This is a genomic window from uncultured Algibacter sp., assembly GCF_947495925.1.
GTDB lineage: Bacteria > Bacteroidota > Bacteroidia > Flavobacteriales > Flavobacteriaceae > Algibacter_E.
On sequence record NZ_CANMAU010000007.1, the window covers coordinates 40,963 to 54,132 of the forward strand.

A 13,170-nucleotide genomic window follows, 5' to 3' on the forward strand; every position below is an offset into this window, starting at 1 on the left:
GTTTTCAATGCAGGACAGAATATGGAGTAGCTGAAATAAGCATTGGTTTAAATTTAATTCAATTTTTTTTTAAATTCAAATAAAAGTTTAAGTCTTAAAATATTTACTGTCCTTTTTTATTTTTAAACACGTCAAAATCAGATTCCTGTTCAGTATTAGGAAAGCTATTGTTATTCATATTAGTATCGGCAAATTCAAAATTAGGGTCTAGGTTTACCTTACTTACCTCCTTTGCTTTAATAAATGTCTTTTTAATTTTATATTCATTTTTTCTCCATATTTCTGCAGGTAGGGTGTCTGTTTCAGAGCTTCCATCGGTGAAACCCCATTCAATAGTTAAAGGCATAACTAGTCCTCCAATATTTTTGACGGTTATTTCGTATATGTTTTTACCAGATAATGCTTTGCGAATATTGGGTTCATCTAAACGTGACACAAATTGACCATAAAAAGCATCAGGAGTATCAACCATATTAATAACTTCGGGACCGTTTGAAAAATCCTGTTCTTTGGCATTTGGATTTGTTTCTTCACTTCCTAATTTAACTTGCGATGTATTGGCTTGATCTTCAAGATTCGTTTGGTTTTCATAAACAGTAAACCATTTTACTTCGCTTAGTTCCATATCAACATGATCTGTAGTGAAAAACCAACCTTTAAAAAACCAATCTAAATCGGTTGCAGTTGCATCTTCAAGGGTTCTAAAAAAATCTGCAGGATTGGGATGTTTGTATTTCCATCGATTGGCATATTCTTTAAACGCCTCATCAAACAACTCTTTTCCAATAATAGAGTTTCTTAGCATTTGCAAGCCAACTGTTGGTTTATAATAAAAATTATATCCAAACTGACTGAACAATTCGTTATCAGAAGTCGTCATTATGGGTCTCAAAATATTTTTGTTACCACTCATAAAAGGTACAATCGTTTTTGGAGTAACGCTTGGAGCATCTGGATAACGTTCAGCTATAGTTCTTTGATGTAAAAAAGTATTTAAGCCTTCATCCATCCACATCCATTTACGCTCATCTGAACTTATAATCATGGGAAACCAATTGTGTCCAACTTCATGTACGATCGTACTTATCATTTGTTGTTTGGCTCTTTTTGATATTTTTCCATTTTTTGGACGTCCGCCATTAAAGCTAATCATAGGAAACTCTATACCAACATTGGAAGTGTTTACAGAAATAGCTACAGGGTAGGGGTAGTCAAAGGTTGCTTCAGAATAGACTTCAAGTGCTTGTCTTATGGCTTTCGTAGATTCTTCACTCCAAACTGGCAGACCTTCTTTTGGATAAAAAGACATGGCCAAAACAGTAGTGGTGGCTAACTTTACAGCTTGCGCATCCCATAAAAATTTTCGTGATGAAGCAAAAGAGAAATCACGTACATTTTCGGCTTTATACTTCCAGGTTTTTAGTTTTTTAGACTTTTGTTTTTCATTTTCAATAGCCTCTTCTTTAGTAATAATCATCATAGGTTTGTAAAAGGCTGTTTTAGCTTGATTAAACCTATCGAGTTGAATTTCACTCAAAACGGCAGTACTGTTTTCTAATATTCCTGTTGCTGCTACGACATGATCTGCCGGAACCGTAATTTCTACATGATAATCTCCAAACTCTAAGGCAAACTCACCTAACTTTTGAAATTGCTGGTTTTGCCAACCCTCAGTATCATTATATACAGCCATTCTAGGAAACCAATGCCCCATTAAATAAACTGTATTGTCATCCTCAGGGAAATATTCGTAACCTTCTCTTGATAATTTAAACAAACTTCTATCCGTGATAGGATAAGACCAGGCTATAGAGAGTTCTGTAGATTCTCCTGATTTTAAAGGTTTGTTTAATTTTACTTTCATCATGGTATTATTCACCAGAGTTTTAAGATCTAAGTTTTTTGCATCTTTTACATGTTTAATAGTATATCCAGCAGGGAAATCTAAAGTTCGGGTAAGGAACTGCATTTGCCTTGTATTCATAGAATCTTTCATCTTGTTACTAACAGCACCAAAATCTTCATTTCCCTTTTTATTTACATTTTGTTCAAGTTGAATCCAGAGGTAGCCTAAATCATCTGGAGAATTATTGTAATAAGTTATAATTTCTTCTCCCGAAAGGGTGTTGCTATTTTCGTCTATTGTTGCTTTTATTCTGTAATCGGCACGTTGTTGCCAATATGCTTTGGTTGGGGCACCACTGGCATTTCTATACATACTTGGAGGCGCGATCATATTGTCAATCGGTTCAAATTTACCTTTCCAAGGTTGGGTTTGAGCATTTAAAAATGAATAAAAACATAGTGCTGTGGCTAAAAAAAGAATTCTGCGCATATTTTAATTATTTTGTGTTAGTCATGCACAAGATACTAAATATTGTGAGGTTTTATTGATAAATTCTTATCTCTATTAAGTTAAGTTTATCATTTCGTAAAATCTCATAAAACAGTTGGTTTTAGTTGCTTTAAGGCGATGTGTTCTGTACATTTGCCACCTTAAAATGAATGCATTAAATATCTGTTTATAGCAGGTAAAAAAACAATATATATGAGTAACAGTAAAAAGAAAGGGGTAACATTTGACGTATTAATCGAGATACCAAAGGGAAGTAGAAATAAATATGAGTATGATTTTACATTGCATAAAATTAGATTTGATCGTATGTTGTTTTCATCAATGATGTATCCTGGAGATTACGGTTTTATTCCTGAGACTTTAGCTTTAGACCAAGATCCTTTAGACGTATTGGTTTTGGGTCATCAACCAACTTACCCCATGGTTGTAATGGAAGTTAGACCTATAGGTGTATTCTATATGACTGATGAGAAAGGGCCTGATGAAAAGGTGATTTGTGTACCTGTTTCAGATCCGATTTGGAGCAAGAAAGAAGATATTGCTGATTTAAATCCGCATAGATTGAAAGAAATTGAGCATTTCTTTCAAGTATATAAAGATTTAGAAAGAAAGAAAGTTGATACTGGTGGATGGGGAAATGCTGAAGCTGCCGTTAAAATTTATCATGAATGTGTAAGACGTTATGATGAAAGTGAGCATAAGAAAAAGCGAACGTTTACAATATAAGTAGAATATATTCTTAAAAGCCGTCTTGTGATTATCAAGACGGCTTTTTTTGTTTAAAAAAGAAAATAAAACATAAAAAGAAGGGTTTTAATATGGGTAAATTGTTGACCAACATCTTAAAGAAGAGATTTAACCTATTTCATTAAACTCATGATGTTGCTTTTATTTGTTTAAAAAACAATTTCTTCCACATAAACAAGTAAAAAACTAACATAAATCATAGTATTAAAAATATAATATTTTAACAGCTATTTGAATGTGAAATCTTTAATGAATAGGGGTTTTTTTTATCACATTAATTTCCATACTTTTGAATCCGAAAAAATTAATTGATTTAATAACTAACTGATTTAATATGGAATTAATAGTGAAATTTTTGCCACTTTTTGGTGTTTTAGCTTTAGCGTTTGTATTTATTAAAAGTGCATGGGTTGGTAAGCAAGATGTTGGTGATGAGAAAATGTCGCGCATAGCTAAGAACATTGCCGAAGGAGCGATGTCATTTTTAAAAGCTGAATACAAGGTATTAGCCATTTTTGTGGCTGCAGTAGCGGTCTTATTATATTTTAAAGGTGCTTCAGAAGCTGGATCAAGTGGTATGGTAGCCGTATCATTTATTATTGGCGCAATTTGTTCAGCTTTAGCTGGATTTATTGGTATGAAAGTGGCAACAAAAGCAAATGTAAGAACGACACAAGCAGCAAGAACATCACTAGGCAGAGCATTGGAAGTTGCGTTTGCTGGTGGTGCCGTTATGGGATTAGGTGTTGTTGGTCTAGGAGTGCTAGGTCTTAGTGGTTTATTCATGATTTATCAAGGTGTATGGCCTGGGGCAGATAATTTAACATTAGTGCTAAATGTGCTCTCTGGGTTTTCATTAGGAGCATCTTCAATTGCATTGTTTGCTCGTGTTGGTGGTGGTATTTATACAAAAGCTGCCGATGTTGGTGCAGATTTAGTAGGTAAAGTAGAAGCTGGTATTCCTGAAGATCACCCATTGAACCCTGCAACTATTGCTGATAATGTTGGTGATAATGTTGGTGATGTTGCTGGTATGGGAGCCGATTTATTTGAATCTTATGTAGGTTCAATTATAGGTACTATGGTTTTGGGTGCTTTTATTATAACGCCAGATTTTAATGGATTAGGGGCTGTTTATTTGCCATTGGTTTTAGCGGCAGTTGGTATTTTAATGTCAATATTAGGAACCTTTTTTGTTAAAGTAAAAGATGGTGGAAATCCACAAACCGCTTTAAATATAGGAGAATTTGGTTCTGCAGGGTTAATGGTAGTAGCTTCTTATTTTATTATAGATGTTATGTTAGCTGGAACAACAGGGTTACCAAATGGATCTTTAGGTGTTTTTATAGCTGTAATTGCTGGTTTAGTAGCTGGTTTAGCAGTGGGTAAAATAACAGAGTATTATACGGCTACTGGTAAGAAACCTGTAAATTCTATTGTAGCACAATCTGAAACGGGCTCTGCTACAAATATTATTGCCGGATTAGGTGTTGGTATGATGTCAACAGCTATTCCAATTATTTTAATAGCAGCTGCTATTATCGTATCTCATCATTATGCTGGTTTATATGGTATCGCCATTGCTGCGGTAGGTATGTTAGCAAATACAGGTATTCAATTGGCGGTTGATGCTTATGGACCTATCTGTGATAATGCTGGTGGAATTGCTGAAATGGCAGAATTACCAAGTGAAGTTCGTGAACGTACAGATAAATTAGATGCTGTTGGTAATACAACTGCAGCTGTTGGTAAAGGATTTGCTATTGCATCTGCAGCGTTAACAGCATTAGCCTTATTTGCGGCGTTTATGAAAACAGCTAATGTTACTGCTATTGATGTATCTCAGCCAAAAATTATGGCAGGATTATTAATAGGAGGTATGTTGCCATTTGTTTTTTCTGCATTATCTATGAATGCTGTTGGTAGAGCAGCTATGGCCATGATAGAAGAGGTGCGTCGTCAATTTAGAGATATACCTCAATTAAAAGCAGCTTTAGAAGTTATGAGAGCTGTAGATTCAGATATGACAAAAGCTACTAAAGAGCAGCGTGCGATTTTTGATGCTGCTGATGGCGTAGCTGAATATGATAAATGTGTTGACATTTCAACAAAAGCATCTATTAAAGAAATGGTGTTACCAGGATTATTAGCAATTGCAGTTCCTGTAGCTGTTGGCTTTGTTGGTGGTGCTGAAATGTTAGGGGGGCTTTTAGCAGGTGTTACTACTTGTGGTGTTCTTATGGCAATCTTCCAGTCTAATGCTGGTGGTGCATGGGATAATGCTAAGAAAACTATTGAAGAGCAAGGTAGAAAAGGAACAGAAGCTCACAAAGCTGCTGTTGTTGGAGATACTGTTGGAGATCCGTTTAAAGATACTTCAGGGCCTTCATTAAATATACTTTTAAAGTTAATGTCTGTTGTGGCATTGGTGATTGCTCCAAGTATTGCTTTGACTTCTGAGGTCGTTACGGCTTATGTTTCTGAAGGAGATAAAATAGAACAAGTTGAAGTTACTAAAGAAGTGAAGGTTGAAATGACAAATAATGAAGATGGAACTGTAAAAGCAGTTAAAACTACTATTACAACTGAAAACGGGAATACTTCAACAAACTATGAAACTTTTAACGGTACTGAGGCAGAGGTAAAAGCTAAGATTGAAGCTTCAGAAAAGGTTTCTAAATCTTTTAAAGTATCTTTTAAAAAGATAGCAGACGATTGCTAGTTCGACAAGACTAAGTTTTATATAGAAAAAACCACACCAAAAGGTGTGGTTTTTTTGTATTTTTAATTCAACTAAATTCAACTGATGTTTAAAAAAGATCCACTTCAAATTATTGCCTTTCAAACCTATGGAACAGTAAAACATGTTTATTTGAGAGGTCGTGCTTTAGAGGATGAAAATATTAACTTGGAAAAAAAAGGAGCATTTAATTTGCTTTTCAATACTTGGAAGCGATTTGCTACTGATGAAATTAGAAATACGAAACTTAAGGTGAAACTTGGTAAAGACAAAGTGTTTTATACTAGTACGAATATGGATGGTTATTTTATTATTGATGAACCTGTTGACGATATTAGTGCGTATGTAGATAAAGAAGGTTGGGTTAAATTAGAATTTTCGTATGATGACAAATATATTACCCGCGCTATACAAATGGATAATAGATTCCCTGCGGAAATGCTCGTACCCTCATCAAGTGCATCATTTGGAGTAATTAGTGATATTGACGATACTATTTTGCATACTGGTTTGGTCTCTGTACTGAAATGGCGGGTTATCATTAATACCTTATTAACTTCTGTGGGAAAACGAATTCCGTTAGAAGGTGCACCAGAATTTTACCAATTATTACATAAGGGAAAAAAGGGAAATGAAGCTAACCCTATTTTTTATGTAAGCCACAGTCCTTGGAACTTATATCGTTATTTGGAATATTTTTTAAATAAGAATAAGTTTCCAAAAGGGCCTGTTATTCTGCGAAGTTTTCCAAAGCTTTTTTACAAAAGAAACAAAGAAAGCAAACCAAGAAAGCATAAAGAGATTCTTAATTTATTAAGCACGTATCCTCAGTTAAAGTTTATCCTTATCGGTGATATTGGCCAGCATGATCCGAAAATTTATTTTGAGATTGCACAACAATATCCAGGAAGAATAGCTGCCATTTATTTACGCAGTGTTTTTCATAAAGAAAAGTTAAAAAGTGTAAAAGCAATGTATTCAAATTTTAAAAGCATTCCAATGCTTTTAGTTGAAGATAACTCGCAAGCTTTAGAGCATGCAAAATCACATGGATTTATAAATTAGTTTTAAAGGCCTACATAATATAATCAGTAAGCTTATGCAGTTTATTAAAATATTTAAGGATGGAAACGACCTAAAATAGCCCGTTAATTTCGGCATCAATTTTATTAATAACATGGCCTAAGTCCTCAGGGCTATCAACAAAATTTAACTTATCAACGTCAATAATAAGTAGCTTTCCTTTGTCATAACCATGAATCCATGCCTCGTAACGTTCATTCAACCTACTCAAGTAATCAATGCTAATTGAGTTTTCGTAATCACGTCCGCGATTGTGTATTTGAGAAACCAAATTTGGAATAGAACTTCTTAAATAAATTAAAACATCGGGTCCTTGCACTAGAGATTCCATTAAATTAAACAGTGATTTATAGTTTTCAAAATCACGATTTGTCATTAGCCCCATGGCATGTAAGTTAGGAGCAAATATATTCGCATCTTCATAGATTGTTCTATCTTGAATAATATCTTTTCCGCTTTGACGAATCTGTAAAACTTGACGAAACCTACTATTTAAAAAGTATACTTGTAGATTAAAACTCCAACGTGCCATTTGGTTATAGAAGTCATCTAGATAAGGGTTATCTACAACATCTTCTAACTGTGCTTCCCATTTATAATGTTTTGCTAGTAATTTGGTAAGAGTGGTTTTTCCAGCGCCAATATTTCCGGCAACAGCAATATGCATAGTCTATTTTATTTTTAATTGGAATTGTTGTAAGGTTTCATCGTTGTAAATATACAAGGTTTCATTGGTTACAAAAAACCCATTTATCAATAAATTTGGTGTTTCTATTTTATTGATGATATCGCTATTTCTTTGCAAATAGAATAAAGAATTGTCTTTTTTTAAAATGAGGTTTTCATTATTTTGACCGATACAAGTGTATCCTGAATTCCCAATTTTTCTAATTAAACGTCCAAAATAATTATAGGTATATATGTACTTTTCGGTAAGTAGCCAGCAATAATTAAAATCACTCTTTAAATCTAAAACTTTGCTTTGAATAGGAACCGTTTGCGCTCTCGAACTTCTTGTTTTATAATCAAAAAGCTCAAGCCTTTGAAGGTCTTGATTAAAAATCCAGATTGTATTATCATGCCCAGTCGATATAAATGATACATTTAAATATGGCGTAGTAGTATTGAAATCTATTTTGTAAATTTCAGCTAGCCTGTTATCAAGAATAACAGCAGTATTAAAATCCTTATAAAATAAATTTATTTTTAAAGGATTGAATGTGTCTACCGAACTTAATTCTCCTAGTTGCAAATTATTGTAAGTTAAATTACCAGAAACATTATTAGTGTAGAAAACATTATCTTTTTTAAAGTATGGAGCTCTAAAATTATCGAATGCAATAATGGTTTCACCTTTTAATTTTACGGTTTTAACAAATATGGCTTGTACTGCTTCTTGAGCCTGTAACAGTGCGCCTGATAAAAAGACAATATAGAGTAGGTATTTCATTATAGTTGGAAAAGTACAAAATTCAATTTATAATTTTTGTGTTTTAAAACTTCAAAAGGTTTAATCTTAATTGAAGAACCTATAGGTTATATTAACGATATAATTTTTTATTAAATTTTGTTTAATTATTTGTTATATTTGTTAAACAATTTAATAAAACTAAGCAAATGAAATTCTTTTTTAAATATTTTATAATCATTGTAGGAGTTCTTTTTTTCTTGCCAAACGCACTATTTGCTCAGGATTTTCAAGGAAAAGCCTACTACTTTTCTAAAACACCTATGGACCTAGGTCGTTGGGGGGCTAAAATGAGTGAACAGCGAAAGAAAGAAGTTGCTACTCGTTTAAAGAACAGATTAGAAAAGACCTATATACTAACGTTTAATAAAGAAGAGTCGACATATAAAGAAGATGAAATGTTGGATGCTATTTCTGGAGCAACAGATTCTTGGGGCAAAAATTTCACTCCAGGTAATCAATACAAGAATATTAAGACCAATGAGTTTCTTCAGATTCAAGAATTTTATGGGAAGGTGTTTTTAGTCAAAGATACTCTTAAGCCTATAGAATGGACTATGGGTAAAGAGACAAAACAAATTGGAAATTATACTTGCTTTAAAGCCACGTGTAAAAGATCAACCTTTGATTTGTCATGGTACAATTTTTCATGGAGCGAGTTAAGGCGTAATGAGAAAAATCAAAATGATACGATAAGCAAGGACGGGATTGAAGCGGATGATATGGTAGAGGTTGTTGCTTGGTATACACCAATGATTCCTGTAAGTCAAGGACCAATTGATTATCAAGGATTGCCTGGTTTAATATTAGAAGTCAATGCAGGAAATACAACACTTTTATGTAATAAGATTATATTAAACCCTGATGAAAGAGAAGTTATTAAAATTCCCAAAAAGGGTAAAGTGGTTTCCAAAAAAGAGTACAAAAGTATTATTACAAATAAAATGCAAGAGTTTAGGAGTAATGGCAGATAATTATGATTTTTTGGATTTTTGAAATGAAAATGTAATTATTTTGAGTGAACAAAAATAACTGAATATAGTTCAATTTTTTTAACATAATTTTAAGAGAGCCACATTAAACTTACCTGTGCTATTGGAGTCTAAAAAGTGTTTCACGATGAATTAATCAAAACACATTATTAGATAAAACCAACGCATTATGAAAGTAACTATTTTAAAACCTTTTCTTATAACTTTTATCTTTTTCTCTTCTATTTATATCCATTCTCAAGATTTTCAGGGGCGCGCATTTTATATGTCTAAAACTGATGTTGATATGAGTAATTTTGGCAGGCCAGATATGTCTGAAGACCAAAAAAAACGTATGCAAGAGCGATTGAAAAGTATGTTTGAAAAAAACTTTGTACTCACCTTTAATAGGACAGAATCCTTATATAAAGTTGTGGAACAATTAGAATCTCCCAATCAAGGTCAAGGTGGAGGAAGGTTTGGAGCCATAATGTCTGGAGCCATTGATGGTATTAAATACAAAAACATAAAAACCAATTTGTTATTAAGTGAACATGAACTTTTTGGAAAACTATTTTTAATAAAAGGTGAATTGCCAAAACTAGATTGGAAAATGACGGGAGAGACTAAACAGATTGGATCTTATACTTGTTTTAAAGCAACAGCAACTAAAACGTGGGTAGATTTTGATATGAGTAGTATAAGAAGGCCATCACGAAATGATGAAAATAATGGTGAAAAACCAGAAGAAGACGTTGAAAAATCAAAAGATATTGAAGTTGAAGCTTGGTACACCATGCAGATTCCTATAAACCAAGGTCCTGGCGACTATTCTGGCCTACCAGGTCTGATATTGGAAATAAATACGGATAAAACGACTATTTTATGTTCTAAAATTGTGCTTAATCCTGATGATAAATCAACTATTAAGCAGCCTTCAAAAGGAAAAGAAGTCACCAAAGAAGAGTATTTGGAAATAGCTACCAAAAAATATCAAGAAATGAGAGAGAATTTCAGGAATCGAGGTGGTAGACAGGGAGGCGGAAGAGGTTAGTAATTAGTCAATTTATACGTTATGAAATTAAAACTAGCCTTAGTATTATTCACTCTAATCTCAACTTTTGGCTTCTCTCAAATCAAGTTAGAAGGTATTGTTAAAGATAGTATTGGTAATTCACTTGAATTGGCCAATGTGGTAGCTATTAATCAAGAAACCCAAGTTCTGGATTCTTATGGTATAACTACTATTGATGGACGGTACAAATTAAGTTTAAGTAAAAATTCTTCTTATAAAATACAAGTAAGCTACATAGGCATGAAAACTTTTGAAGAAGTTATTACAACGGCTACTGAAGCGATTAATAAAGATATTATTCTAGTTAGTTATAATGCTTTAGATGCCGTAGAATTAACCTATGAAATGCCCGTTACTATTAAAGGAGATACTTTAATTTATAATGCCGATTCGTTTAAAAATGGCACAGAACGAAAGTTGGAAGATATACTTGAAAAGTTACCTGGAGTCGAAATTAATGATGATGGCCAAATTGAAGTTGAAGGACAGCGGGTTAATAAACTAATGGTAGATGGAAAAGATTTTTTTGATGGAGATACCAAACTTGCCGTTAAAAATATTCCATCCAATGCGGTAGATAAAGTTCAAGTCTTAAAGAATTATACAGAGGTTGCTCAATTAAGTAGTGTAAGTAATAATCAAGATAATTATGCCATAAATATTAAACTGAAAGAAGGTAAAAAGAATTTTTGGTTTGGGAATGTAACAGCTGGTGGAGGAAGTGCTCCCGATGATCCACTTTATATTGTACAACCTAAGCTGTTTTACTATAGCCCTAAGTATAGTATTAATGTATTGGGAGATTTAAATAATTTAGGAGAGCCAGCTTTATCTAGACAAGATTTAAGAGGTTTTGGAGGCGGTTTTAGAGCACCAAGTTCATCAAGTGGAACAAGTTTAAATCTTGGCGATAACAGCTTGGGGTTTTTGGCAACTCAAAACAATCGCGCTCAAGAAATAGTTAATAAAATGGCCGCAAGTAACTTTAGTTACTCCCCGAATAAAGCTATTGATATTAGTGGGTTTGGAATTTATAATAGTAATAGAATTGATATGGTTGAACTGAGCTCGGTTCAATATACAGACCCCGAATTGGGAATTCCAGATGAAGAAACTATCGAATCCACGCGTCAACGTTCAGATATTGGTTTGTTAAAACTAAGCGCTGCTTATAAACCAAATGCCGATAACCAGCTTGAATATGATATTTTAGGTAAAATGACTAAGGAGTCTCAAGACAGAAATCTTGTGTCTTCTGTGATTGGAAGGACAACGCAATATGAAGATAATTCACCCTATAGTATCAATCAAAACATGAAGTATTATTATACGGTTAATGAGAAAAATATATTTGCTTTTGAGGCCCTTCACTTAATACAAGATGAGGATCCTTTTTATAACGCATTTTTAGAGGATAAGATGGCCTATATGAATACGGCAGATCGTTTAGGCTTGGATTCTGATCAAACAGGGTACGATATAAGTCAAGAGCGCCGTGTTAAAACAAACCAACTAGATGCTAAATTAGATTACTGGAATATATTAAATGGAAAAAGTAATTTGAACTTTACGTTCGGAACTATTTTAAGCCGACAAGATTTTGATTCGAATATATTTCAAACACTGGATGATGATTCTGTGTTTATTCCTACGCCAACAATTAACGAAGGCTTAGGTGAAAATGATGTGCAGTACAATTTTAGTGATATATATTTAGGCTTACATTATAGGTTACGGTTGGGTAAATTTACTTTTACGCCTGGGCTTTCAGGTCATGCTTATGGTAACAGTAACAATCAATTTGGAGAAACGTATTCTGATAATTTTTTTAGATTATTACCCGATTTTGAAACACGGATTCAGTTTAAAAAGAGTGAGAGCTTGACTTTTAGGTACAATATGCGCAATCAATTCACCGATGTTACAAAGTTGGCAAGAGGTATTGTGTTGAATAGTTATAATAGTATACAGATAGGTAACCCGCAATTAGAAAATGCATTAACAAATAACCTCAGTTTATTCTACAGAAGTTTTAATATGTTTAATTACACGAACGTTTATGCTCGAGTAAATTATACAAATGCTATAGGGCAAATCCGGTCATTATCTAATTTTGATAGTGTTATAAGAACTAATACTTTTTTTAACTCAGAATTTGCCGATGAAACTTTTAGTTCGTTTGGTAGAATTCAACGTACTTTTGGAAAAATCCGTGGTAGTTTAAGAGCTAGTTTTAATTACAGTAAGTTCAATCAAATTGTTCAGGGTACGCGGTCAATAAATGAAAATTTTAGGCAGTCATATACTCCAGGAATACGATCTAATTTCAGAGAAGCTCCAAATTTTAGAGTGTCGTATACTTATAGTATAAATGATAATAAACAAGGTGGTAGAACAACTCAGTTTATTACCCATGCACCACAATTTCGTTTCGATGCTTATATTTGGAAATCCTTTACTTTTCTGACCAATTTCGCATATAACAGTCAGAGTGATCCTAATGGTGGTTCGCCTCAAGTTTTTAAAATATGGGATGCATCATTGTCATATAGAAAAAGTAAAGATTCTAAATGGGAGTATCAAATTAAAGGAACAAATCTGCTAGATACCAATTCTCAAATACGTAATGGCAGTAACAACGTTTCTGTATTTTCTACGGAGTATTTAATTCAACCAAGGTTTCTTACATTAAGGATTCGTTATGAGCTATAATTTGTAAAAAATAATTTT

At 33.1% G+C, this 13,170-nt stretch carries 9 protein-coding genes; 6 read left to right on the forward strand and 3 right to left on the reverse strand.

The window, feature by feature from the left end:
• Positions 1-103 precede the first annotated feature (103 nt).
• Entirely contained in the window at positions 104-2,335 is a 2,232-nt protein-coding gene (locus Q0857_RS14785; RefSeq protein ID WP_298536869.1) for a M1 family metallopeptidase, read from the reverse strand.
• A gap of 213 nt (positions 2,336-2,548) precedes the next feature.
• Here Q0857_RS14785 and Q0857_RS14790 point away from each other — a divergent pair, with 213 nt between their 5' ends.
• From Q0857_RS14790 to Q0857_RS14800, 3 genes are all read left to right on the forward strand, one after another.
• Positions 2,549-3,082 (forward strand): inorganic diphosphatase, encoded by a 534-nt coding sequence (locus Q0857_RS14790; RefSeq protein ID WP_298536872.1) that lies wholly within the window; start codon positions 2,549-2,551, stop codon positions 3,080-3,082.
• Between the two features lie 355 nt (positions 3,083-3,437).
• Positions 3,438-5,825 (forward strand): sodium-translocating pyrophosphatase, encoded by a 2,388-nt coding sequence (locus tag Q0857_RS14795; RefSeq protein WP_298536874.1) that lies wholly within the window; start codon positions 3,438-3,440, stop codon positions 5,823-5,825.
• A gap of 84 nt (positions 5,826-5,909) precedes the next feature.
• Positions 5,910-6,908, forward strand: coding sequence for an App1 family protein (locus Q0857_RS14800; protein WP_298536877.1), 999 nt, complete (start codon positions 5,910-5,912; stop codon positions 6,906-6,908).
• A gap of 70 nt (positions 6,909-6,978) precedes the next feature.
• Here the strand turns inward: Q0857_RS14800 and Q0857_RS14805 are convergent, their stop codons facing one another.
• Together Q0857_RS14805 and Q0857_RS14810 are read right to left on the reverse strand one after the other, a co-directional pair.
• A complete protein-coding gene (locus tag Q0857_RS14805; protein WP_298536880.1) occupies positions 6,979-7,593 on the reverse strand; it encodes a deoxynucleoside kinase in 615 nt (204 codons plus the stop codon).
• 3 nt (positions 7,594-7,596) lie between these two features.
• Entirely contained in the window at positions 7,597-8,376 is a 780-nt protein-coding gene (locus Q0857_RS14810; protein ID WP_298536883.1) for a hypothetical protein, read from the reverse strand.
• 167 nt (positions 8,377-8,543) lie between these two features.
• Here Q0857_RS14810 and Q0857_RS14815 point away from each other — a divergent pair, with 167 nt between their 5' ends.
• The 3 genes from Q0857_RS14815 (at position 8,544) to Q0857_RS14825 (ending at position 13,152) form a co-directional block, all read left to right on the forward strand.
• Positions 8,544-9,368 carry a GLPGLI family protein gene (locus Q0857_RS14815; protein WP_298536886.1) on the forward strand — a complete coding sequence of 275 codons (825 nt, stop codon included), beginning with the start codon at positions 8,544-8,546 and terminating at the stop codon, positions 9,366-9,368.
• Between the two features lie 187 nt (positions 9,369-9,555).
• Positions 9,556-10,419 carry a GLPGLI family protein gene (locus tag Q0857_RS14820; RefSeq protein ID WP_298536889.1) on the forward strand — a complete coding sequence of 288 codons (864 nt, stop codon included), beginning with the start codon at positions 9,556-9,558 and terminating at the stop codon, positions 10,417-10,419.
• Positions 10,420-10,440: 21 nt separating this feature from the next.
• Positions 10,441-13,152, forward strand: coding sequence for a TonB-dependent receptor (locus Q0857_RS14825; RefSeq protein WP_298536892.1), 2,712 nt, complete (start codon positions 10,441-10,443; stop codon positions 13,150-13,152).
• Positions 13,153-13,170: the final 18 nt, after the last annotated feature.